The sequence below is a fragment of the Streptomyces sp. bgisy159 genome (genome assembly GCF_965341775.1).
In the GTDB taxonomy this organism is placed as follows: Bacteria; Actinomycetota; Actinomycetes; order Streptomycetales; family Streptomycetaceae; genus Streptomyces.
Window position 1 is genome coordinate 122222 of the sequence record NZ_CBDQZH010000003.1, and the last position, 22352, is coordinate 144573.

At 74.3% G+C, this 22352-nt stretch carries 20 protein-coding genes; 9 read left to right on the top strand and 11 right to left on the bottom strand.

The window, feature by feature from the left end; all coding sequences use genetic code 11:
- Positions 1-218: 218 nt before the first annotated feature.
- Positions 219-800: a TMEM165/GDT1 family protein gene (locus ACSLTV_RS04485; protein ID WP_432137679.1), complete on the top strand. Its 582-nt coding sequence runs from the start codon at positions 219-221 to the stop codon at positions 798-800.
- A 164-nt stretch (positions 801-964) separates the two neighbouring features.
- Positions 965-1627 carry an HAD-IA family hydrolase gene (locus tag ACSLTV_RS04490; RefSeq protein ID WP_435611660.1) on the top strand — a complete coding sequence of 221 codons (663 nt, stop codon included), beginning with the start codon at positions 965-967 and terminating at the stop codon, positions 1625-1627.
- A gap of 154 nt (positions 1628-1781) precedes the next feature.
- Here the strand turns inward: ACSLTV_RS04490 and ACSLTV_RS04495 are convergent, their stop codons facing one another.
- The gene (locus tag ACSLTV_RS04495) at positions 1782-2969 is read right to left on the bottom strand and encodes a peptidoglycan-binding domain-containing protein (RefSeq protein WP_435611661.1); all 1188 of its coding nucleotides are present in this window, start codon (positions 2967-2969) and stop codon (positions 1782-1784) included.
- A 177-nt stretch (positions 2970-3146) separates the two neighbouring features.
- Between ACSLTV_RS04495 and ACSLTV_RS04500 the strand changes: the two genes are divergently transcribed.
- On the top strand, positions 3147-5198 hold the full coding sequence (locus tag ACSLTV_RS04500) for a DHA2 family efflux MFS transporter permease subunit (protein ID WP_435611662.1): 2052 nt from the start codon (positions 3147-3149) through the stop codon (positions 5196-5198).
- Positions 5199-5201: 3 nt separating this feature from the next.
- Here the strand turns inward: ACSLTV_RS04500 and ACSLTV_RS04505 are convergent, their stop codons facing one another.
- Positions 5202-5705: a GNAT family N-acetyltransferase gene (locus ACSLTV_RS04505; RefSeq protein WP_432137683.1), complete on the bottom strand. Its 504-nt coding sequence runs from the start codon at positions 5703-5705 to the stop codon at positions 5202-5204.
- A 135-nt stretch (positions 5706-5840) separates the two neighbouring features.
- On the opposite strand from ACSLTV_RS04505, the gene ACSLTV_RS04510 reads away from it, so the two are divergent.
- From ACSLTV_RS04510 to ACSLTV_RS04520, 3 genes are all read left to right on the top strand, one after another.
- Positions 5841-6500: a hypothetical protein gene (locus tag ACSLTV_RS04510; RefSeq protein ID WP_432158964.1), complete on the top strand. Its 660-nt coding sequence runs from the start codon at positions 5841-5843 to the stop codon at positions 6498-6500.
- Between the two features lie 229 nt (positions 6501-6729).
- Positions 6730-7407: a hypothetical protein gene (locus tag ACSLTV_RS04515; RefSeq protein ID WP_432137685.1), complete on the top strand. Its 678-nt coding sequence runs from the start codon at positions 6730-6732 to the stop codon at positions 7405-7407.
- A 229-nt stretch (positions 7408-7636) separates the two neighbouring features.
- Entirely contained in the window at positions 7637-8029 is a 393-nt protein-coding gene (locus tag ACSLTV_RS04520; RefSeq protein ID WP_432137686.1) for a hypothetical protein, read from the top strand.
- 26 nt (positions 8030-8055) lie between these two features.
- Here ACSLTV_RS04520 and ACSLTV_RS04525 read toward each other — a convergent pair whose 3' ends face one another.
- Positions 8056-8727, bottom strand: coding sequence for an O-methyltransferase (locus ACSLTV_RS04525; protein ID WP_432137687.1), 672 nt, complete (start codon positions 8725-8727; stop codon positions 8056-8058).
- Positions 8728-9048: 321 nt separating this feature from the next.
- Between ACSLTV_RS04525 and ACSLTV_RS04530 the strand changes: the two genes are divergently transcribed.
- Positions 9049-11097, top strand: coding sequence for a bifunctional glycosyltransferase 87/phosphatase PAP2 family protein (locus tag ACSLTV_RS04530; protein WP_435611663.1), 2049 nt, complete (start codon positions 9049-9051; stop codon positions 11095-11097).
- Positions 11098-11148: 51 nt separating this feature from the next.
- On the opposite strand, the gene ACSLTV_RS04535 is transcribed toward ACSLTV_RS04530, so the two are convergent.
- Positions 11149-11487 carry a hypothetical protein gene (locus tag ACSLTV_RS04535; protein WP_435611664.1) on the bottom strand — a complete coding sequence of 113 codons (339 nt, stop codon included), beginning with the start codon at positions 11485-11487 and terminating at the stop codon, positions 11149-11151.
- A gap of 205 nt (positions 11488-11692) precedes the next feature.
- Here ACSLTV_RS04535 and ACSLTV_RS04540 point away from each other — a divergent pair, with 205 nt between their 5' ends.
- On the top strand, positions 11693-12667 hold the full coding sequence (locus ACSLTV_RS04540) for a superoxide dismutase (RefSeq protein WP_432158962.1): 975 nt from the start codon (positions 11693-11695) through the stop codon (positions 12665-12667).
- Positions 12668-12735: 68 nt separating this feature from the next.
- Here ACSLTV_RS04540 and ACSLTV_RS04545 read toward each other — a convergent pair whose 3' ends face one another.
- Complete coding sequence (locus tag ACSLTV_RS04545; protein ID WP_435611665.1) at positions 12736-13905, bottom strand: steroid 3-ketoacyl-CoA thiolase; 1170 nt, start codon at positions 13903-13905, stop codon at positions 12736-12738.
- Positions 13906-14103: 198 nt separating this feature from the next.
- Between ACSLTV_RS04545 and ACSLTV_RS04550 the strand changes: the two genes are divergently transcribed.
- The gene (locus ACSLTV_RS04550) at positions 14104-15336 is read left to right on the top strand and encodes a cytochrome P450 (protein WP_432137692.1); all 1233 of its coding nucleotides are present in this window, start codon (positions 14104-14106) and stop codon (positions 15334-15336) included.
- A gap of 77 nt (positions 15337-15413) precedes the next feature.
- Here ACSLTV_RS04550 and ACSLTV_RS04555 read toward each other — a convergent pair whose 3' ends face one another.
- The 6 genes from ACSLTV_RS04555 to ACSLTV_RS04580 all read right to left on the bottom strand — a co-directional run bounded on the left by ACSLTV_RS04555 (position 15414) and on the right by ACSLTV_RS04580 (position 22310).
- Positions 15414-15839: a transglycosylase SLT domain-containing protein gene (locus tag ACSLTV_RS04555; protein ID WP_432158961.1), complete on the bottom strand. Its 426-nt coding sequence runs from the start codon at positions 15837-15839 to the stop codon at positions 15414-15416.
- A gap of 290 nt (positions 15840-16129) precedes the next feature.
- Positions 16130-17032, bottom strand: a complete 903-nt coding sequence (locus ACSLTV_RS04560; RefSeq protein WP_435611666.1) for an ECF transporter S component — start codon at positions 17030-17032, stop codon at positions 16130-16132.
- A 335-nt stretch (positions 17033-17367) separates the two neighbouring features.
- Positions 17368-19218 carry an ATP-binding cassette domain-containing protein gene (locus ACSLTV_RS04565; RefSeq protein WP_435611667.1) on the bottom strand — a complete coding sequence of 617 codons (1851 nt, stop codon included), beginning with the start codon at positions 19216-19218 and terminating at the stop codon, positions 17368-17370.
- Positions 19215-20336, bottom strand: coding sequence for an energy-coupling factor transporter transmembrane component T (locus tag ACSLTV_RS04570; RefSeq protein WP_432137696.1), 1122 nt, complete (start codon positions 20334-20336; stop codon positions 19215-19217). Before ACSLTV_RS04570 ends, ACSLTV_RS04565 begins: the two co-directional genes overlap by 4 nt.
- Positions 20329-21018, bottom strand: a complete 690-nt coding sequence (locus ACSLTV_RS04575; RefSeq protein WP_432155813.1) for an SCO2322 family protein — start codon at positions 21016-21018, stop codon at positions 20329-20331. The genes ACSLTV_RS04570 and ACSLTV_RS04575 overlap by 8 nt, the downstream gene beginning before the upstream one ends.
- A gap of 41 nt (positions 21019-21059) precedes the next feature.
- Entirely contained in the window at positions 21060-22310 is a 1251-nt protein-coding gene (locus ACSLTV_RS04580) for a prenyltransferase/squalene oxidase repeat-containing protein (protein ID WP_435611668.1), read from the bottom strand.
- Positions 22311-22352: the final 42 nt, after the last annotated feature.

Sequence of the window (22352 nt, forward strand, 5' to 3'; positions counted from 1 at the left end):
AGAAGGGGAGTAGCTCTTCGCCGGACCGTCGACATACTGCTCAGCTCGCTGAGCCGGCGCCCGGAGGCGGACCGCGTGCGGCCCGTCGGCGAGACCTTCGGCAAGCAGTGCACATCCGTGCCGTCCGGCGCGGATGCCGTTGTGTGCTGCCGTGCCGATGTGTCGTGCGTCCAAGGTCCAGCACTCTCGGCGGGGTGGCCCCGACCGATTGAGGAATCTTGATCAGCATCACCGTCATGGCGCTCGTCTTCGGCGTCGTCTTCCTCGCCGAACTGCCCGACAAGACCGCGCTCGCCGGCCTCGTCCTCGGCACCCGCTACCGCGCCTCGTACGTCTTCGCGGGCGTCGCCGCCGCCTTCGCGCTCCATGTGACGCTGGCCGTCGCGGCCGGGTCCGTGCTGACGCTGCTGCCGCAGCGGATCGTGCACGCGCTGACCGGTGTGCTCTTCCTGGCCGGCGCCGCGATGCTCCTGCTGAAGCGCGACGAGGACGAGGAGGAGATCCGGCGACCCGCGAACCAGTCCTTCTGGAAGGTGTCGGGGGCCGGGTTCATGCTGATCCTCGTCGCCGAGTTCGGCGATCTGACGCAGATCATGACGGCCAATCTCGCCGCCCGCTACGACGACCCGCTGTCCGTCGGACTCGGGGCGGTGCTGGCGTTGTGGAGCGTGGCCGGGCTCGGCATCGTCGGCGGGAAGGCCCTGATGAAGCGGGTGCCGCTGCGGCTCATCACCAGGATCGCGGCGCTGCTGATGATGGCCCTCGGCGGCTGGAGCCTGTGGGAGGCGGTGGCCGGCTGAGCTGAACGGCCGGTGAACAGGTGCCCCGCGCGGTAGCGTGCCGGGCCGATTGTTTTGTACCGTAGAGAAACAAAGTGGCTCCCGCCCGTTTTCCCTGACCGGCGGGCGGGACCACTCTGTTCCCGGGGGACCGCTCTGTCTCCGTCCGACCTCTGGAGCTGCCCATGACGGCCACCGCCGCGCTCACCGCCCGCGCCCTGCTGCTCGACATGGACGGCACGCTCGTGAACTCCGACGCCGTCGTGGAGCGGGTCTGGCGGCGCTGGGCCGACCGGCACGGGCTGGACGGCGACGAGGTGATGAAGGTCGTCCACGGACGCCAGGGGTACGCCTCGATGGCCGTACTGCTGCCGCACCGGCCGATGGAGGCCAACCACGCGGACAACGCGCGGATGCTGGAAGAGGAGACCGCCGACCTGGACGGCGTGGTGCCGGTACCCGGTGCCGGGGCCTTCCTCGCCGCCCTCACCCGGCTGGACGTGCCGCACGCGCTGGTGACCTCCGCCGACGTCGCACTGTCCACGGCCCGGATGGCGGCCGCGGGGCTGGAGCTGCCCGCCGTGCGGATCACCGCCGAGTCGGTGGGCGAGAGCAAGCCGCACCCCGAGGGCTTCCTCAAGGGCGCCGCGGAACTGGGCGTCGACCCCGCCGACTGCGTGGTCTTCGAGGACTCCGGCGCGGGCGTCGCGGCGGGACGCGCGGCCGGCATGCGCGTCATCGGCGTCGGCCCGCGCGCCGCGCTCCACCGCCCCGACGCGGTGGTCGGCGACCTGACCGAGATACGCGTGGAACGCGGCCCCGAGGGCATCCACCTGCACGTGGGCTGACCCGGGCCTGCCGCACCATCGCGGTCCGGTCATGCGGATCCGGTGTGCGAGGGCGGCGCGGGTCCGGCCCTCAGGGGCGCGGGGAACTGCGCGAGCGGCCGAGGACGACCCGCGCGGAGAAGGCGACCGCACCCCGTATGGCGCCGTACGGCGCCTACGGCTTCCTGGTCTCCGCTTCGAGGCGCGCCCGCGTCGACGGCCCGTACTCGCCCGGCGCGTCCCCCCTGACGCCCCGCCACCACTGGTACATCCGCACCGCGTTCTCGACCTGCTCGTTGTAACTGCCGTTGATGTCACTGTTGTAGAGCGACAGCTGCCGCAACCGCCCCTGGAGCTCCGCCACCTCACCGCCCTTGTCCCCGCGCCGCAGCACCGTGGTGGTGGACCCCGAGCCCTGATGGGTGGTGCCGGGCCCCCCGTCGGAGGGGGACGGTCCGGCGGTCGCCGAGGGTGACCCGGTGGGCGACACCGGCGCGGCCGGTCCGGTCGCCCGCTCCGCCCCGGCGGCGCCGGACGCCGTGGCCCCGTCGGAGGGTGACGGCGAGCCGCCGGCCGCCGACGCCGAGGCCGACGGGGAGGCCGTACCGCTCCCGGAGGGTGACGCGGACGGCGAGGAGTGCCCCGAGGCCGACGGGGAGGCCGTAGCGCCCCCGGAGGGTGACGCGGAGGAGGTGCCGGCGGCCGACTCGGGCACGGCGGCCCGTACGTCCTCGGCCGCGGCGCCGTCCCGTGTGGGCTTCTCGTAGGAGAACAGTCCGCTCGCGAACCCGGCCGCCGCGACTACGGTCATCGCCGCCCCGCCCGCGGCCAGCGCCAGCGAGCGCCGCCGCCGCCCGGCGCTCGGCTCCCGCACGGCGCCACCCGGCGGTTCGGCCTGCACCTGGTCGAACAGGCTCAGGTCCATGGCGTCGGGCGCCGCGGCCGACGGCGCCAGCGGCGTCGGCAGCGACCCGGTGGGCAGCGACCCCGTGGGGAACGGCCCCGTGGGGAACGGCCCCGTGGCGAGCGAGCCGGGAGGCAGCGGCCCCCGAGGCGGCGGCGCCGTCCCCCCGGCGGGAGGCGGGCCCACCTGCCGCAGCCGCATGGTCTCCTCGCCCGGCCCGGCCGGCGGCCCGCCGGGCTCGACGATCTCGCCGATCTCCACGTACGGCCGGATGCGCAGCGGGTCGAAGTCCTCCGCCGCTGCCACCTCCGCCGTACGGGTGTCGCGCAGGGCGTCGGAAGCCCGCTCGGCGCAGCCGCACAGCGGCGTGTTGTCCGCGGCGCGCTCCGCGCCGCACCGGGGGCACGGGTCCCCCCGCCCCTGCCGCCGCGCGTCCGGGCGCCCCTTCGGCTCGGTCACCTGTTCGTCCCTCCCCCATGCGAACTCCAGAAATTATGCAGACGCTTCACACGCCACACCCCCAGATCCCACCGGAATGCTCGCCTCCGACCGGACTCGACAGGCCATTACGGGACACACCCACCACGATGGGAGTGTCACGACAGCCGGGACAGCCGCCGGAGCAGGGAGGTCGCCATGGCCGTGGAAGCGCGGGCCCGCACCCAGGAGCCGCATGACGAGCACGTGGGCGGGAACGTCCTCGTCTCCATCGGCGCCCTGCTGCTGGGCATGCTGCTCGCCGCCCTCGACCAGACGATCGTCTCGACCGCGCTGCCCACCATCGTCAGCGAACTCGGCGGCATGGAGCACCTGTCCTGGGTGGTGACCGCCTACCTGCTTGCCTCGACCGCCGCGACCCCGCTGTGGGGCAAACTGGGCGACCAGTACGGGCGCAAGAAGCTCTTCCAGGCCGCGATCGTGCTGTTCCTCGTCGGCTCCGCGCTGTGCGGGGCCGCCCAGAACATGCCCCAGCTCATCGCCTTCCGCGCCCTGCAGGGCCTGGGCGGCGGCGGGCTCATGGTGCTGTCGATGGCCATCGTCGGCGACCTCGTCCCGCCCCGGGAACGCGGTCGCTACCAGGGGCTGTTCGGCGCGGTCTTCGGCGCCACCAGCGTCCTCGGCCCGCTGCTCGGCGGGCTGTTCACCGAACACCTCAGCTGGCGCTGGGTGTTCTACGTCAACCTGCCCGTCGGCGTCGTCGCCCTCGCCGTCATCGCGGCCGTCCTGCACATCCCGTCCCGCGCCGCCCGGCACGTCATCGACTACCTCGGGACCTTCCTCATCGCCTCCGTCGCCACCTGCCTGGTCCTGGTCGCCTCCCTGGGCGGCACCACCTGGGCCTGGGGCTCCCCGCAGATCGTCGGCCTCGCGGTCCTCGGCGCCGTCCTCGCCGTCGCCTTCGTGGCGGTCGAGCGGCGGGCGGCCGAACCCGTCCTGCCGCTGAAGCTGTTCGCCGTGCGCACCTTCACCCTGTCCGCCGTGATCAGCTTCATCGTCGGCTTCGCGATGTTCGGCGCGATGACCTACCTGCCCACCTTCCTCCAGGTCGTCCAGGGCGTCTCCCCGACCATGTCCGGCGTGTACATGCTGCCGATGGTGTTCGGCCTGCTGCTCTCCTCCACGCTGTCCGGGCAGATCGTCAGCCGCACCGGCCGCTGGAAGGTCTTCCCGATCGCCGGAACCGCCGTCACCACCCTCGGACTGCTCCTGCTGCACCGGCTCGACGAGAACAGTTCGACCGCCGTGATGAGCACCTACTTCTTCGTCTTCGGACTCGGCCTCGGCCTGGTCATGCAGGTCCTCGTCCTCATCGTGCAGAACGCGGTCTCCTACGAGGACCTCGGGGTCGCCACCTCCGGCGCCACCTTCTTCCGCTCCATCGGGGCCAGCTTCGGCGTGGCGATCTTCGGCACGATCTTCGCCGGCCGCCTCGGCGACGAACTCGGCGCCGCCCTCGGCGGCGTCCCGCTGCCCCCCGGCGTCTCCGTCGACTCCCTCCAGGCCGACCCGCGCGGCATCGCCGCCCTCCCGCCCTCGCTGCGCCCCGATGCCCTGCACGCCTACGCGGCGTCGATCACCGACGTCTTCCTCTACGCGGTGCCCGTCGCCCTCCTCGGCTTCGTCCTGGCCTGGTTCCTCAAGGAGGACAAGCTGCGCGCCTCGGTCACCGCGCCCGACCTGAGCGAGACCTACGCCAGCAACCCGGTCGAACGGTCCTCCTACGACGAGGTGTGCCGCGCCCTGTCCGTCCTCGGCAGCCGCGAGGGCCGCCGCGAGATCTACCGGCGGATCACCGAGCGGGCCGGCTACGACCTGCTGCCCGCCACGAGCTGGCTGGTGCTGCGGATGAAGAAGTACGGCACGGTCGAACCGGCCCGCCTCGCCGAACACCTCCCCGTCCCGCTGTCGGTGATCATCGCGGCCGCCCGGCAGACCGAGGAACGCCGGCTCGCCGTGCGGAACGGCCTCGGCCTGCACCTGACCGACCAGGGCCGGCAGGTCGCCGAGCGGCTCGCCCAGGCCCGCGAGGAGTCGCTGGCCGAGTTGCTGGGCGACTGGTGGGGACCGGACCGGCCCACCGACCTGGTACGGCTGGTGAAACTCCTCAACGAGGAGCTGAGCGGCTCCGACCGCGAGGAGCCGCACGACACCGGTCCCGGGGCCAGGATCGGCCGCGCGCTCACCTGACGCTCACCCGGCCAGCGCCTTGCCGAACCAGTGCTCGGCGTAGGGGGCGTCGTTGTGCGGCTCGGTCTCCGCGTAGCCGAGCCGCGCGTACAGGGCCCGCGCCTCCACCAGGTCGGCCCGCGTGTCGAGGATCATCCGGGTGGCGCCCAGCTCGCGCGCGGCCTCCTCGGCGGCGGCCACCAGCAGCGCCGCCCCGCCCGTGCCCCGGGCCTCCGGCCGTACGTACACCCGCGTCAGCTCGGCCGCCGCGCCGCCCGGAGACCGGTGCAGCCGTACGCCCGCGCTGCCGGCCGGCTCGCCGCCGTGACGGCCGATCAGCAGCCGGCCGCGCGGTGGTGCCAGGTCCTCGTCCGAGTGCGCGGCGATCTCCCGCTCCAGTTCCCGCGGGTCGGTGCGGTGACCGCGGTGCAGCAGGTACCAGCGGTCGCTGACCTCGGTGTAGTACGCGCGCCACAGGTCCGCGGCGGCCGGGGAGCCGGGGAGCTCCGGGGCGATGATCCATGTCATGCGGCCAGTGTGGGGGCCGGTCGCACACCGCTCGCAACCGGATATCGCGCGTCACAACGCGCTGTTTGAAGGGGGCGGCGCGGGCAACCCGGACCGGGAACCGGCCCGCGGGGCCGACCCGACTGGAAGGCAGCCATGTCCACAGCCGTGATCATTGCTCTGATCGTGGCCGCGGTGGCCATCGTGGCCGTCGTGGCCTTCATGACCGTACGCGCGCGTCGCCCGCGCGGCGGCCGGAACCTCAAGCAGCGTTTCGGACCCGAGTACGACCGGGCGGTCGCCCGGCACGACGGGGACAGCAATGCGGCCGAGCGGGAACTCGACTCCCTCGTGGCGAGCTACGGCGACCTGCGGGAACGCCCGATCGAACCGGCCGAGCGCGACCGCTTCGAGGCGCGTTGGACGGCCGTTCAGGAGCGTTTCGTCGACTCGCCGCGCGAGGCGCTCGGCGAGGCCGACCGGCTGCTCGCGGAGGCGGCCGAGGCACGCGGCTTCCCGGACGGCGGGCGGTACGAGGAGCAGGTCGAGGCCCTGTCCGTGCACCACGCCGAGCATGTGAACGGGTACCGGCGGGTGCACCGGGCCGCGCACACCGCGAACGGGTCCGGCTCCGGGACCGAGGACATGCGGGTGGCGCTGGTCGAGGCCCGCGCGCTGTTCGAGGACCTGCTGACGCCGGACCGCCACGACACGGGTCGCCACCGGGCCCCGGCAGGCCGGGCGACGGCCTCCGACACCGCCCGCAGCGGCCACCGGCCGGGGCTGTTCCACCGGCACCACCCGAAGCACGGGTGACGCGCCCGGCGAGCACGACGACGGACGACCGCCGACGGCCGGGCGACGGCAGCGGAGGCCGTCGGACGACCCCGGTGGCGCATGACAACAGCGGATGCCGTCGGACGACCCCGGTGGCGCACGACGGCGGACGGCGGCGGACGCTCAGGGACGACGAGGCACGACGGACGCACACGACGCAGGACGACGAGGCACGACGGACGACGAAGGACGACGAGGGGTGAGTGGGATGACGACAGGCAGGACACCGGCACCTGGCCCCGAGGATCCGTACGGGCGGGAAGCCGACGAGCGGCGGGGCCGCGACTCGCACCGGTCGGCCCCGATGGTGCCGGACGCGGAGACGCCCGGGGCCGGGCGAGCGGGTTCCGACCCGTACGGCCAGGGCCCGGCGGGCGCCGCCGGCACGCCGTCCGCCGCTCCCGGGATGAGCGGCTCCGAGGCCGGGGTGGGGACCTCCCGCATGCGAGGCCCCGAGGCCGGAGAGGCACCGCCCGAGCCGGACGTGCGCGCCACGATGGGCGGCGAGACGGCCGAGGGGCGGGACGCGCTCGGCGCGCGGGGCGGCACGGAGCACGCCCAGGGCGGGATCGAGGACCCGCACGCCCCCCTGCTCCCGGCCGACGAGAGCGACCGGCTCACGACCCGCCTGCAGCACGCGATCGCCGAGTTCGTGGACCGGCCCCGGGAGGCCGTGGAGGAGGCCGACCACGTCCTGGAGGAACTCACGACCCGGTTCACCGACGCGATGAGCGACCGGCGCCGCGCCCTGCGCGGTCACTGGCAGCCCACGGACGGCGGCGGTGACCGCGCCGAGGAGATGGCCGGGAACGAGGCGGGGACCGAGGAACTGCGCCTCGCCCTGCGGGACTACCGGGAGCTGACCAACCGCCTGCTGCACATCTGAACCGAGGGGCGCCGTCGGCGCGCCCTCCGTCCGGGTCCCACGGGTCGTCGCACGACAAGCCGGGTGCCGGCGGGCAGGAGCCCGTCGGCACCCGGCGTCGCGTCCGCCCCGGTGCGCGGAACCCCCGGTCGGCTTTGGCTCGGTCATGCCTCCATTGCGCCGGACGGGGCGGCGTCGGGCGATTTATCATGCGCTCCACCAGTCATGCGGATTTTCTTAAGGAGCGCACGTGCTCGAACTCACCATGGCGTCCGTCTCGGGGGCGGAAGAGGGCGCCACGGCCGGCATGCTCATGGCCGACGCGCCCAGTGAACCGGGTGCCGTGCTGCGGGTGGGCCGGGACAAGTCCGTGTGCCGCCTCGTGACACCCGACGACTGGCTGTTCGTCTCCCGGGTTCACCTGGAGTTCCTGTGCGGGCCCACGGGCACCTGGCAGGTGACCTGGCTGCAGGGCTCGCAGGCCGACCCCTCCTCCGAGGTCCGGCTGCTGCTGGGCGAGCAGGCGCAGCAACTGGCGTACGGCGGCACCCTGCCGCTGCCCTACGGCGGCTCGGGCGAGATCGTCATCCACGACCGCACCGGCCCGCGCAGCGTCAACGTCGGCTTCTACCACGAGGTGTAGGCCCCGGCGGGCCTGCCGCCGAGGGGCTACGCCAGGACGCGGGCCAGCGCGAAACCGTCGTAGCCCTTGCTGCCCACCGTCTGGATCGCGGTGCCGCTCAGTCTCGGGTGGGAGGCGATGAGTTCGAGGGCGGCGCGGGTGCCGCGCACCCCGTCGTCGGAACTGTCCGCGTCGGCGACCTCGCCGCCGCGCACCACGTTGTCCAGGACGATCAGGCTGCCCGCGCTGGTGAGTTTCAGCGCCCACTCGACGTAGTGGGCGTTGTTCGCCTTGTCGGCGTCGATGAACACCAGGTCGAACGGCGGCGGGTTCTCGTCGACGAGGAGCGGCAGGGACTCCAGGGCGGGCCCCACGCGCACCTCGACCTGCTTGTCCAGGCCCGCCCGGGCGATGTTGCGGGTGGCGATCTCGGCGTGCCTGGGGTTGTACTCCAGCGAGATCAGCCGGCCCTCGGGCGGCAGGGCGCGGGCCAGCCAGATCGTGCTGTAGCCGCCGAGGGTGCCGATCTCCAGGATGCTGCGGGAGCCCTGGATCTCGGCCAGCAGCTGCAGGAACTTGCCCTGCCCGGCCGTCACGTTGATCGGCGGCAGCCCGGCGGCCGTGCTGTCGCGCAGCGCGGCCTCCGTCATCTCGTCGTCCGGGGCCAGGGTGGCGCCGAAGTAGGCGTCGACGGTGTCCCAGACCTGCGACTCACTCATGCGCTCCGCCTCTCGTGCACTTCACCGCGTGAAAAGAGCTGACTGCCGTGCCAACGGCGGGAACCTCGGACGGGTTCCCCTCAGCGTGGGCGGTGGATCGATTTCAGCCGTTCGGGTCACGGAGTCGCCGGTTCCGCCGTCCCTCGATGCGGCACCCCGGATCCGTGCGCACTATCGTCTTCCGGACAAAAGGAGATCGGTCGTCAGGTGAAACGGCGACGGCTCGTGTCTCTGTCCCGGGGGGCGAGAGCCTCTTAGGGTGCATAAGGGAACTTCCGCGCGACCGGGCGCGGACCGGACGGGGCGGGAGGCCGACGAGGCGTGGTGGATGCGGAGCACATCGGGCGATCGGCCGAACCCGCCGGGGCGACCGCGGCGGGCACCCCCCCGACGCGTGTGCACGCGGCCCGCCTCGCGCTCTGGCTGATCACGGTCGTGCTGGCGGTCAGACAGGTCGCCGTCGTGCTCACCACGCCGAGCCGGGAGCGGCTGACCGACCTGGAGACCTGGGTCGGCCCCCAGGGCGTCCTGCACGTCAACGGCTCGATCTACGCGTCCACCCGGTTCACCGGTACCCCCTTCGCCGGACTCGTCCTCAAGCCCCTCACCCGAGCGGCCGAACAGGGACTCGGCTGGGGCTGGACGTTCGGCTCCCTGCTGCTGGTCGCGGCGCTCGGTCTGGTCGCCGCCCGCGCCCTGCCCCAGCCCGTCGGGCGGCGCACCGCGCTGTTCGCCGCACCCGTCGCGATCAGCCTGCTCATGCTGTCGCTCCCGGTCCGCAACGCCTTCTGGCTCGGTCAGACCAGCATCATCCCCGTCCTGCTGGTCCTCCTCGGCTGCTTCGTCGTACGCGGCCGCTACGCCGGCGGAATGCTCATCGGGCTCGCCGCCGCGCTCCAGCCCACCGTCCTGCTCTTCGCCGCCCTGCTCTGGTGCACCGACCGCCGCCGCGCCGCCCTCACCACCGGCGCCGCCTTCCTCGGCTGCACCCTGCTCGCCTGGGCCGTCCTGCCGCACGACTCCCACACCTACTGGGTGCACCACCTGGCGGGCGCCGGCCTCGGCGGTGACGCCGACGCCCTCGCCAACCAGTCCCTGCACGGCGCCCTGCTCCGCCTCGGCCTGTCCGGCCCCCCGGAGACCGCCCTGGCCCTGACCCTGGGCGCGGCCGTCGTCGCCCTCGGACTGCGCCGGGCGGTGCGCTACGCCCGGGACGGGCAGCTGCTGCTCGCGGTGGCGATCACCGGCTGCGCCGCCATCGCCGTGTCCCCGACGAGCTGGCAGCACCAGCTGCTGTGGCTGCTGCTCGCGGTGGTCGGCCGGGTCGGCAGGCGCGCCTCGGACCGGCTGCTCTGGCCGGCCGCCGTGGTGCTGGTGATGACGCTCCCGGCGGACATGCTGCTGCCGGGCATGGCGTTCCTGGCGCCCTTGCGCGACAACGTGATCCTGCTGGCCGCGCTGGCCGCCGCCACCTTCGTTCCCTTCCTGCCGCGCACCTCGCCCTACTACGACCGGCCCGTCCCCACCGAGTACGCCCCCGCGGTCCCCGCCCGTTTCCCCGGCATCCCCCTGTTGCCCTTCCTGCGCCGGGTCCTCACCCGCCCCAACCTGCTGCTGGAGCTGCTGCTGATCCGGGTGGGCTACGCGGCGTACTCGCAGGTCCGGCTGGCGGCGACCGGCGGCACGATCTCCGGCGGCCGGGCCCGCGCGGAGGCCCACGGGCACGAGATCCTCGACATCGAGAGCTTCCTGCACCTCGACTTCGAGCTCGCGGTCAACCACTGGGTGGTCACCGTCGGGTGGTTGCGGGAGTTCTTCGACTTCTACTACACGTCGTTCCACTTCATCGTCCCGCTGGCCGTCCTCGGCCTGCTCTACTGGCGCCGCCCGGTCGACTACCGCTGGGCCCGCTCCGCCCTGGGCCTCGCCACCCTGCTCGCCCTGGTGGGCTTCTGGCTCTACCCGCTCGCCCCGCCCCGCCTGATGCCCGGTCTCGACGTCATCGACACGGTCCACGGCGTCCAGGACTTCTCCCGCCCCGACTACGGCACGCTGACCTCCCTGACCAACCAGTACGCGGCGATGCCGTCGCTGCACTTCGGCTGGTCACTGTGGTGCGGCCTGATCATCGCGATCGTGGCCCCCAGGTGGTGGATGAAGGCCCTCGGCCTGCTGCACCCGCTGCTCACCGCCACCGCGATCGTCGCGACCGGCAACCACTGGGTCCTCGACGCGGCCGGCGGCGCCGTGGTCGTCGCCGGGGGCTTCGCCCTGACCTACGTTCTGCAGGGGCCCCGCGCCCGGCCGGCGCCCGGCCCGCCGGCCGTCACCGAGCCCGAGGCGACGAAGGAACCGGCGCCGAGCGCCTGAGCCCGGGCGGCATGCCTGTGCTCACAGCCCGGGCGGCGCGCTCCCGCTCGTTCAGGCGGCGTCGACGTCCCGCACCAGCGCGGTGAGCTCGTCGAGCAGACGGTCGCGCTCGTCGGCCGTCCCGGCCGCGTCCAGGAGGGCCGCGAACTCGCCCTGCCACATGACGGCGTGCACGGCCCGCAGCCGGTCCCGGTCGCCCTCCTCGGCGGCTGCCAGCGCGGCGGCCGTACGGTCCAGCCGCTCCAGCGCCCCGGCCTCCCGGGCGGCGTCGCCCCGGCCGACCAGCCCGGCGCACCGGCCCGGCAGCCAGGCCCGGCCCTCGGCGCCGAGCGCCCGTACCACGGCCGCACCGGCCCCTGCCGCGGTCACGGCCGCCGCCTTGGTCACCATCCCGGACCCTCCCCTCGGTCGGCGCCCCGCCGGTGGGACGGGGCGGTCCGCATCGTACCGAGGGGCCGGCGCCGCCTCCGGGGCGGCCGCCGGAAGGGGAGGCCCGGCATTCCTTTGTGAAGGATGGGGGCGGCGTGCTGCCGTGCGCCGGGCGGTGTGCTGGTCTGGCTGCCTGGCTTGTCCACCGTCGGAAGGATCACGCACCGTGGCACGCTCCCTGACCCGGCGTCACCTCCTCGGCACCGCGGCGGCGCTCGGCGGCGCCGCCGCCCTGGCCGGACCGCCGGCCTCCGCCGCCCAGGCCGCCACCGGCGGTGGCGGCAGCGCGGCTTCCTGGCCCGCCACCATCGCCACACCGCCCGGCTTCCAGCCCGAGGGCATCACGATCGGCCCCGGGGCCGTCGCCTACACCGGCTCCCTCCTCGACGGCTCGGTCTACGCCGCCGACCTGGCCACCGGACGCGGCCGGATCATCACCGAGGGGCAGGGCCCCATGTCGGTGGGCCTCAAGGTCGCCCCGTACGGCAGGCTCGTGATCGCCGGCGGCGACACCGGGCAGATCAGGGTCGTCGACCGCCGCTCCGGGCGCCCGCTGGCGGCCTGGCAGGCGGCGACCGGCACGGCGTTCGTGAACGACGTGGTGGTGGGCTGCGGCGGCGCCTGGTTCACGGACTCCTTCAACGACGTCCTCTACCACGTGCCCGTGCGCCGCACCGTCCCCTCCGCCTCCCCGGTGCGCACACTGCCGCTGACCGGCGCCTGGGCCCCGACACCGCCCGGCGGCCAGACGTTCGGCGCCAACGGCATCGAACTGACCCCGGACCGCCGAGGCCTGCTCGTCGTCAACGACAACTCCGCCCTCCTCTACCGGGTCGACCCGCGCACCGGCGAGACCACCGAGGTCGCCCTGACCGGCGGCGCGGTGAGCAACGGCGACGGCCTGGTCCTGCACGGCCGCACCCTGTACGTCGTGCGCAACTGGGCCTACGCGGTCGACGTCTTCCGCCTCACCGGCGACGGCACCCGCGGCACCTTCGTCAGGCGCATCACCGACCCCCGCTTCGACGAACCCACCACGGCCGCCGTCCACGGCGACCGCCTCTACGTCGTCAACGCCCGCTTCGACTCCGACTGGTCGGACCCGACGATGTCGTCGACGATCGTGGCGGTGCCGCTTTAGGGCACCGGAGCGGCACAGCGCCGGCGGGTGTCCCTCTTCCTGGGGGAGCCCTCGCCGGCGCGAGCCGGTCAGAGCCGCTGGATGATCGTCCCCGTAGCCAGGGCGCCCCCCGCGCACATCGTGATCAGGGCGAATTCCTTGTCCGTGCGCTCCAGTTCGTGGAGGGCCGTGGTGATGAGGCGGGCGCCCGTCGCGCCGACCGGGTGGCCCAGGGCGATGGCGCCGCCGTTGACGTTGACCTTGTCGAGGTCCTGGTCGAAGACCCGGGCCCAGCTCAGGACGACGGACGCGAACGCCTCGTTGATCTCGACCAGGTCGATGTCCTTCAGGGTCATGCCCGCCTTGCCGAGGACGGCGTTGGTCGCGTCGATGGGGCCGTCGAGGTGGTAGTGGGGGTCGGCGCCGGTGAGGACCTGGGCGACTATGCGGGCCCGGGGCTTGAGCTTCAGGGCCCGCGCCATGCGCTTGGAGGCCCACATGATGGCCGCCGCGCCGTCCGAGATCTGCGAGGAGTTGCCGGCGGTGTGCACGGCGGTCGGCATGATGGGCTTCAGGCCGGACAGGGCGTCGAGCGAGGTGTCCCGCAGGCCCTCGTCGCGGTCCACCAGACGCCACATGCCCTGGCCGGCGCGCTGTTCGTCCTCCGTGGTGGGGACCTGGACCGCGAACGTCTCGCGTTTGAAGCGCTCCTCCGCCCAGGCCGCCGCCGCCCGCTCCTGCGACAGCAGGCCGAGCCGGTCCACGTCCTCGCGTGTCAGGCCCCGTTTGCGGGCGATGCGCTCCGCCGCCTCGAACTGGTTGGGGAGGTCCACGTTCCACTCGTCGGGGAACGGCTTGCCGGGGCCGTGCTTGGAGCCGGAGCCCAGCGGCACCCGGGACATCGCCTCCACACCGCAGGAGATGCCGACGTCGATGACACCCGCCGCGATCATGTTGGCGGTCATGTGGGAGGCCTGCTGCGAGGAGCCGCACTGGCAGTCGACCGTGGTCGCGGCCGTCTCGTAGGGCAGGCCCACGGTCAGCCAGGCCGTGCGGGCGGGGTTCATGGACTGTTCGCCGGCGTGGGTCACCGTGCCGCCGACGACCTGCTCGACGGCGTCGGCGGGGATGCCGGTGCGGTCCAGCAACTCGCGGTAGGTCTCGCCGAGGAGGTAGGCGGGGTGGAGGTTGGCCAGCGCGCCTGAGCGCTTGCCGATGGGGGTGCGGACGGCTTCCACGATCACGGGTTCGGCGGCCATGGGTGCGGATCCTTCCGGGGGGCGGCTCCAGCAGGCGGAACTAGTACGTGTTCTAGTTCCTGTTGCAGTCTGCTGATGTGACGTCGCTCACCGCAAGGGTCTTGCAGCCTTCGGCGCCCTCAACTACCTTCGCCGCAACCTGTTTCTGATAGACCGTCAGTTCACATACTCCCTGGTGCCCCCTGGCTGGAGCTGCCCATGCCCTGTCCGGCGCTTCCCGACGGGTTCGACTTCACCGACCCCGACCTGCTGCATCACCGCGTGCCCCTGCCCGAGTTCGCCGAGCTGCGCCGGGCGGAGCCCGTGTGCTGGATCCCGCAGTCGGGGCGCATCGCCGGCTTCGACGACGAGGGGTACTGGGCGGTGAGCCGGCACGCCGACGTCCGGTACGTCTCCACGCACCCCGAGCTGTTCTCCTCCAGCCTCAACACCGCGATCATCCGCTTCAACCAGCACATCGAGCGCGCGACCATCGAGGCGCAGCGGCTGATCCTGCTGAACATGGACCCGCCGGAGCACACCCGGGTGCGGCAGATCGTGCAGCGCGGCTTCACGCCCCGTTCCGTCCGGGCGCTGGAGGGGCGGTTGCGGGAGCGGGCCGGCGCCATCGTGGACGGGGCGCGCCGCCGCTCGGGGCCCTTCGACTTCGTCACCGAGGTCGCCTGCGAGCTGCCGCTTCAGGCCATCGCGGAGCTGATCGGCGTACCCCAGGACGACCGGGCGAAGATCTTCGACTGGTCCAACAAGATGATCGCCTACGACGACCCCGAGTACGCCATCACCGAGGAGGTCGGCGCGCGTTCCGCGGCCGAGATCATCGCCTACGCCATGAACATGGCCGCCGAGCGGAAGCGGTGCCCGGCCGAGGACATCGTCAGTACCCTCGTCGCCGCCGAGCACGAGGGCAATCTGAACTCCGACGAGTTCGGGTTCTTCGTGCTGATGCTGGCCGTCGCCGGCAACGAGACGACCCGCAACGCCATCACCCACGGCATGCACGCCTTCCTCACCCACCCCGAGCAGTGGGAGCTGTACAAGAGGGAGCGGCCGGCCACGACCGCCGAGGAGATCGTGCGGTGGGCCACGCCGGTCGTCTCCTTCCAGCGCACCGCCACCCAGGACACCGAACTGGGGGGTGCGCGGATCAGGAAGGGTGACCGTGTCGGGCTCTTCTACGCCTCCGCCAACCACGATCCCGAGGTGTTCGAGGAACCCGACGCCTTCGACATCACCCGGGACCCCAATCCGCACCTCGGTTTCGGCGGGGGAGGGCCCCACTTCTGCCTGGGCAAGTCCCTCGCCGTGCTGGAGATCGACCTGATCTTCAACGCCGTCGCCGACGCCCTGCCGGACATCCGTGCGGCGGCGGAGCCGCGGCGGCTGCGGTCGGCGTGGATCAACGGGATCAAGGAGCTGCGGGTGACGGCGTAGCCGCGGTGTACGCCGAAGGCGGCGGCCCCGGGTGCCGGGGTCGCCGCCTACGGTGCGGTGCGGGGGGTGGGTACGGCTCAGTACCAGTGGTGGGCCTGCCAGAAGTTCCAGGCGCCGACCGGGCTGCCGTAGCGGGAGTTCATGTAGTCGAGGCCCCACTTGATCTGGGTGGCGGCGTTGGTCTTCCAGTCCGAGCCGGCGGAGGCCATCTTGGAGCCGGGGAGGGCCTGGACGAGGCCGTAGGCGCCGGAGGAGGCGTTGACGGCGTCGACGTCCCAGCCGCTCTCGTGCTCGACGATCTTGGAAAAGGCGTTGTACTGCGCCGCGTTCGGGATCATCTTCTTCGCGATCGCCTTGGCCTGGCCGGCCGAGTCCGCGGACGCCGGGGCGGCGTGGGCGGGGGCCGCGGCCAGCGCCATGCCGGCGGTGGCGGTGACCACGGCGGCGGTGGTGAGGACCTTCTTGGGGGCGGAGGCGACGCGGCGGATGACGGAGAACGACACGGAGAACCTTTTTCTTCGGGGACGGTGCTGTCGCGGGCGGGCCGCGCCGCGGGGGCGGTGCTGCCGGCGTGCGTCGGCGCCGAGGCCCGGGGGGCTCGTCGGCGCCGTGCGACGTCATCCAGAGAAGCAGGCCCGAAATGGGCTGGCAAATACCCCTTGTACTAGTTGTGGTCGCATGCGGAGAGCCGACGGCCTCTGTGACCTGGGTCTCAAAGGCCAGGTCGGAGGCCCTTTTGGTGTGGGCATGATGTCCGGAATGCCCTACTAAGGTGTGTAGTGGGTGACGTGGGTCATGTGGGGTGCTTCACCGTGGCCGGAGGGTGCGCGGGGTCCTCGTGAGGGGTGAAGGTGACCGGCGTCTCGAAGGCCGCCCGCCGGGTGGCCCGCCGCAGCGCCTTCAGCACGGCGGGGCCGACGGCCAGGGTCAGCAGCACCGTGCAGACCGCCCGGCCGAGGTCCCAGCCGAGGGAGGTGGCCAGGCAGTACGCGAGGAAGCGGGCCAGGTTCGCGGCCGGTCCGGCGTCCGGGTCGAACGCGATGGTCGTGCTGTCGGCGGACAGGAACGGCCAGCCCTGCATGTTCATGGCCGTGCCGTACGCGAAGGCGGCCAGGAACCCGTAGCCCGCGAGCATCAGCACCTCGCCCCGGCCGCGCAGCCGCTCCGGGCCCGGCAGCAGACCCGCGCCCATGGTGAACCAGCCCATGCACAGCATCTGGTACGGCAGCCAGGGGCCGACCCCGCCCGTGAGCAGCGCGGACGCGAACATCGTCACGCAGCCGAGGACGTAGCCGAAGCCCGGGCCGAGGACCCGGCCGCTGAGCACCATCAGGAAGAACATCGGCTCCAGACCGGCCGTCCCCGCGCCGATCGGGCGCAGCGCGGCGCCGGTCGCCGCCAGCACACCGAGCATCGCGACCGCCTTCGGGCCCATCCCGGACTCGGCGATGGTCGCCGCCACCACCGCGACCAGCAGCACCAGCAGCCCCGCGAAGAGCCAGGGCGCGTCCTGCGCGTGGGCCACCGCCGACGAGTCGGGCGGCGCGAAGAAAGGCCAGGTCAGCGCCGCCACCCCGACCGCGCTGACCAGCCCCAGCGTGACCACGGACCGTGCCCCCAGCCGCACGGCACGGACCCGGCGCCGGCCTCCGGCGTCCCCCGGGGCTGCCGCGCCCGGAGCCGTCCGCGGGGCCACGGGGTGCGCCGTGCGCCGGGCCGGTTCGGGATCCGCGGGGCGGTCCGGTCCGGGCGGGGTCGGCCGGGGCGTCGTGGGGCGGTCCGGGGCGGGTGTCGTGGAGTGTGCGTCTTCGGAGGGCGTGGAGCGGGGTGGCTCGGGTGCCGGGGGTTGCGGGGGGTCCGTCGGTGCGGCCGGGGTCGGCTTCGGCGTCGGGTGAGGGGTCGGCTGGGAGATGCCGGGCCGTCCGGGCGCGTGGAGCGGGGTTCGCTCGGATGCGGTGGGGCGGTCCGGTTCGGGCGGGGTCGGCTGGGACGCGGTGGGGCGGTCCGGCTCGGGTCGCACGGGGTGGCGTGTCATGTGAGGGCCGCCTTCACCTCGGTCACCGTCAGCCACTTCAGCGGGGCGAGGATCTTCGCCACCTGGGGTGCGAAGGACGGGGAGGAGACCACCACCTCGGCGGCCGGACCGTCGGCGATCACCTCGCCCTCCGCCAGCAGCACCACCCGCTGGGCCAGCTCGGCGGCGAGTTCCACGTCGTGCGTGGCCAGCACGACGGCGTGGCCCTCGGCGGCCAGCGCCCGCAGGTGGGACACCAGGCGGGCCTTGGCCGCGTAGTCCAGGCCGCGGGTCGGCTCGTCGAGCAGGAGCAGCGGCGGGCGGGCCGTCAGGACGACCGCGAGGGCGAGCGACAGCCGCTGGCCCTCCGACAGATCGCGCGGGTGGAGGTCGTCGGCGACCCCGGGCAGCAGCTCCGACACCAGAGCCCGGCAGGTGCCGGGCGCGGCCCCGGCGTCCCGGTCGGCCTGCGCGCACTCGGCGGCGACCGTGTCGGCGTACAGCAGGTCGCGCGGCTCCTGAGGGACCAGGCCGACCCGGCGCACCAGCTCGCGGGGGGCCGTGCGGTGCGGGACGGCACCCGCGGCACGGACCGTGCCGGAGGCCGGCTCGACCAGGCCGACCAGCGCCGACAGCAGCGTCGACTTCCCCGCCCCGTTGCGCCCCATCAGCGCGACCGTCTCGCCGACGGACACGGTCAGGTCGACCCGCCGCAGCGCCTGTACCCGGCCCCGCCGGACGGCCAGCGAACGGACCTCGGCGACCTGGGCGACCTCGGCGCCCCCGGCGACCGGCTCGGCCCCGGCGGCCCGGCGTCCGAACAGCCGCCGGAGTGCGCGCGGGAGCGCCGGCCCCACCTGGGCCGGCCCCGCCTGGGAGGCCGGCCCCGCCTGGGAGGCCGGCTCCGCCTGGGCGGTCGGCTCCGCCTGGGACACCGGCTCCACCCCGGACGTCGGCCCCACCCGGGACGCACGGGCAGACCCCGCCCGGGACGCCGGTACTGCCGGGGCCCCCGCGCCCGAAGCGGTCGGCGCGCCGCCGCTCCCCTCCCGCCCGCTCAGGCGTTCCCGCAGGTCACCCGCCCGGCGCCGGGCATCGCGGACGGTCAGGGGCAGCGGGGACCAGCCGGCGAGGCGGCCCAGCTCCACCACCGGCGGGAACACCGGGGAGACGGTCATCACCTCGGCCGGGGTTCCGAGGACCGGGGCCGCTCCCGGGCCGGGCAGCAGGAGCACCTGGTCGGCGTAGTGGACGACCCGTTCCAGGCGGTGCTCGGCCATCAGGACCGTCGTACCGAGGTCGTGGACCAGGCGCTGGAGCACCGCGAGGACCTCCTCGGCGGCCGCCGGGTCGAGCGCGGAGGTCGGCTCGTCGAGGACGAGGACGCTCGGGTGGGCCGTGAGCACCGAGCCGATCGCGACCCGCTGCTGCTGGCCGCCGGAGAGCGTGGCCAGTGGACGGTCCCGCAGGCCGGCCAGGCCCAACAGGTCCAGGGTCTCCTCCACACGGCGGCGCATCACCTCCGGCGGCAGGCCCAACGACTCCATGCCGTAGGCGAGTTCCTCCTCCACCGTGTCCGTGACGAAGTGGGACAGCGGGTCCTGGCCGACGGTCCCCACCACGTCGGCGAGGTCACGCGGCTTGTGGGTGCGGGTGTCGCGGCCGGCGACCGTGACCCGTCCGCGCAGGGTGCCGCCGGTGAAGTGCGGGACCAGCCCGCTCACCGCGCCGAGCACCGTCGACTTGCCGACCCCCGACGGGCCGACCAGCAGCACCAGTTCACCCTCCGGCACCTCGAAGCCGAGGCCCCGGACGGCGGGTCCGGGCGCCCCTTCGTACGTCACGGAGACATCCTCGAAGCGGATCACTGCGGCTCCTCGGCGGCGACGGCGGGGGAGGGGGACGGGACAGGGGAAGAGGGCGGGGACGGGGGCGGGGTCACGAAGGCGGGCAGCAGGCCCAGCAGGACGGCCGCGGCCGGCCACAGCGGGAACTCGGGGGCCACCAGCGGGACCACACCGGGACGCAGCGCCGCCGGGTCCCGGTCGGCGGCCAGCGCCAGCAGCGCGGCCACCGCCGCGCCCGAGCCGGCCACCAGCCAGGCCGGCGGACCCCAGCGGTCGGGCCGGTACCGGGTGCGCGGCGTACGGCGGCCACCGAGCCGGAGCCCGGCCAGCGCGGCCGCGACCCCGGCCAGCAGCACCGGCATCCCGTACCCGGCGCCCTCGGCGGTCAGCAGCCCGTACGTCCCCGCGCACACCCCGAGCAGCCCGGCGAGGGTGAGAGCGGCGGTCGTACGGCGGACCGCGGCCGGGACCCGCGCGGTCCGCCCGTAGCCGCGGGAGTCCATCGCGGCGGCCAGCGCCACCGAACGCTCCAACGCCCCCTCCAGCACCGGCAGTCCGACGTGCAGCAGGCCCCGGACACCGCGGTCGGGGCGGCCCCGCAGCCGGCGGGCGGCGCGCAGCCGGTGGACGTCCGCGATCAGGTTCGGGGCGAAGGTGAGCGCCACGACGACGGCCACGCCCGTCTCGTACAGGGCGCCGGGCAGCGCCTTCAGCAGGCGGGACGGGCTGGCGAGGGCGTTCGCGGCGCCGACGCAGATCAGCAGCGCGGCCAGCTTCGCACCGTCGTAGGCGGCGAAGAGGACCCCCTCGGCGGTCACCCGGCCGCCCAGGCGGATGCCCTTCGCCCAGTCGGGCAGCGGGACTTCGGGGAGCGTGAGCAGGATGTGGGTGCCCGGGATCGGGGAGCCGAGGACCACCGCGAACAGCACGCGGACGGCGATCACGGCGAGCGCCAGCCGGACGAACGCGCCGTAGGAGCGGGCCCAGGGCGCGTCGGGGCGGCGGGCGGCCACCACATAGCCGGAGACGGCGACGAGGAGGCCGAGCAGCAGGGGGTTGGTGGTGCGGGTGGCGGCGGTGCCGAGCCCCAGCGCCCAGAGCCACCAGGCGCCGGGGTGCACGGCCGCGCGCTCACGCATCGCGGCGTCGCCTGACCTGCCACAGGGTCGCCGCGGCGACGAGGACGACGGCGCCGACGCCGGCGAGCAGCCCGAGGAGGGTGCCGCCGGTGTCGGAGTCCTGCCCGGCGGCCTCGCTCTGCGCCGTCGGTGAGCCCTCGGGCTTCCGCGACTCCTGCGGCTTCCCCACCGAGACCTGTTCCCCGCAGCCCTTCGCGGGGTAGCCCGCGATGGCGCAGAGCAGGGCGTTGGCGTCGTAGCGCAGCGGCTTGGCCTCCGCCGCCAGGGCCTCGGCGGCGGAGGCGTCCTCACGCACCCGCGCGCAGGCCGTGCGCGGGGCGGGCGGGCTCTCGCCGGACGGGGCGTCGGCCGCCGTGCCGAAGTCGATGACCAGCGCGACGCGCTTCATGCCGTCCTGGGCCGGGGTGCCCGCGCAGATCGGCCCGAAGGCGGCCGCTCCCCGGGGCCGGTCCGCGTCCGCGGAGTCCTCGCTGACCGCGAACCGGAAGCCCTGCACGTCACCGTCGGCGGGGCGCGCGGTCGCGGGGCCCTCGGTGGCGTACGTCCAGCCCTGGGCGTCGTGGGTCCAGTAGGACCAGTAGCGGTAGCCGGTCGCCGCCCCGGCCGTACCCGCGGTGGGCAGCGGCAGGAGCAGGGCGGCCAGGACCGCCGACAGGGCGAGCGCGGCACGGCGGCGCGTCAGGGCCGCCGGTGCCGGCGGGGCGGCCCCGGGGCGGCGGCGGGTCACGCCTGCCGCTTCCGGGACCGGACCACCAGGACGGCGCCGCCGGCCGCGATCAGGACCAGCAGGACGATGCCCGTGACGGCGCCCGCGCCCAGGCCCTCGTCGTCGCGGTCCGCCGCCGCGGAGGCGGGGGAGGCGGACGCGGACGCTGCGGACGACGGGGCCGGCACGGACTTGGGGGCCGGGCCGCTCTTGTTCAGCCGCTCCACCAGGTCGGCGCCGCCGAAGTCGTGCGGGTCGGCCCCGGTCGCCAGGGACGTCAGGATCAGCTGCGCGTAGGCCGCCGGGCCGGTCATGTCGGCCCACGCCTCGGAGTTGGCCTTCAGCCAGCCCAGGGTGGCGGTGGCCTCGGTCCGCAGGCCGGCCGTGGCGAGGGCGAGGGCGGCGTCGGCGGTGTTGCCGAAGTCGGGCTGGTTCTCGGCGCCGGGGAGGGTGGAGACCAGGTGGTGGTCCTTGTCCAGGGTGCGGGCCAGGTAGGCGGCGGCGTTGCGGGCGGCGTGCGCCGGGTCGGTGGTCTTCTCGCAGGCCGGCACGCCCGTCAGCGGCTGCGCGGGGCGCTGTCCGGCGAGCGTCGCGCCGAACCCGCCGAGGACGGCCGCCGCCGTGGCGTCGGCGTTGGCGGCGAGCTTGCCGCTCTTGTCCGGCTGGTAGGCGAAGGATCCCGCGTCCGTGGAGCCGTCGCACGGCAGGGCGAACGTCAGCAGGGCGTCGTGGGGGGACTTGCCGTCCTTGCGGACCTGTCCCGGCTTCAGGCCGGCTGCGTCGAGGGCGCCGATCACCACGGACGTCGAGTTGGTGTCGCTGGGGCCGCCGGGCATGTAGCCCCAGCCGCCGTCCTTGTTCTGGACCGACCTCAGCCAGGTGACGGCCTTGTCGGTGGCGGTGCGATGGCCGCCGAGCGCGGCGAGCGCCTGGACCGCGGCGGCGGTGCTGTTGGTGTCGACCGTCACCTTGGCGTCGCAGGGCTTCGCCGGGTCGACGCGGAAGGCGGGGAAGGAACCGTCGGCGCACTGCTGGCCGGCCAGCCAGCCGACCGCCTCGTCGGCCGGGACGACACCGACGGCGTGCTGCGCGAGCAGAGCGTACGACTGGCGCCACACACCGTCGTACGTCGGGTCGGCCAGGCCGTACAGGCCGTCGGGTATCACCACCGACGGGGTCGGGGACGGCGGGGCGGCGACGGCGGGCGTGGCGGCGCCGATCACGGCGATGGCTGCGGCCAGCGCCGCGGTGGTGCGGCGGACGTTCATGATCGGCGGGTGCCTCTCCCTAGGGGGAGCCGGGCAGCGCGG

What these genes read in the sequence shown, in the direction of transcription:
- ACSLTV_RS04490 (WP_435611660.1), top strand. Translation starts at nt 965, where the DNA reads ATGACGGCCACCGCCGCGCTCACCGCCCGCGCCCTGCTGCTCGACATG.
- ACSLTV_RS04500 (WP_435611662.1), top strand. Translation starts at nt 3,147, where the DNA reads ATGGCCGTGGAAGCGCGGGCCCGCACCCAGGAGCCGCATGACGAGCAC.
- ACSLTV_RS04505 (WP_432137683.1), bottom strand. Translation starts at nt 5,705, where the DNA reads ATGACATGGATCATCGCCCCGGAGCTCCCCGGCTCCCCGGCCGCCGCG.
- ACSLTV_RS04510 (WP_432158964.1), top strand. Translation starts at nt 5,841, where the DNA reads ATGTCCACAGCCGTGATCATTGCTCTGATCGTGGCCGCGGTGGCCATC.
- ACSLTV_RS04515 (WP_432137685.1), top strand. Translation starts at nt 6,730, where the DNA reads ATGACGACAGGCAGGACACCGGCACCTGGCCCCGAGGATCCGTACGGG.
- ACSLTV_RS04525 (WP_432137687.1), bottom strand. Translation starts at nt 8,727, where the DNA reads ATGAGTGAGTCGCAGGTCTGGGACACCGTCGACGCCTACTTCGGCGCC.
- ACSLTV_RS04535 (WP_435611664.1), bottom strand. Translation starts at nt 11,487, where the DNA reads ATGGTGACCAAGGCGGCGGCCGTGACCGCGGCAGGGGCCGGTGCGGCC.
- ACSLTV_RS04545 (WP_435611665.1), bottom strand. Translation starts at nt 13,905, where the DNA reads ATGGCCGCCGAACCCGTGATCGTGGAAGCCGTCCGCACCCCCATCGGC.
- ACSLTV_RS04550 (WP_432137692.1), top strand. Translation starts at nt 14,104, where the DNA reads ATGCCCTGTCCGGCGCTTCCCGACGGGTTCGACTTCACCGACCCCGAC.
- ACSLTV_RS04570 (WP_432137696.1), bottom strand. Translation starts at nt 20,336, where the DNA reads ATGCGTGAGCGCGCGGCCGTGCACCCCGGCGCCTGGTGGCTCTGGGCG.
- ACSLTV_RS04580 (WP_435611668.1), bottom strand. Translation starts at nt 22,310, where the DNA reads ATGAACGTCCGCCGCACCACCGCGGCGCTGGCCGCAGCCATCGCCGTG.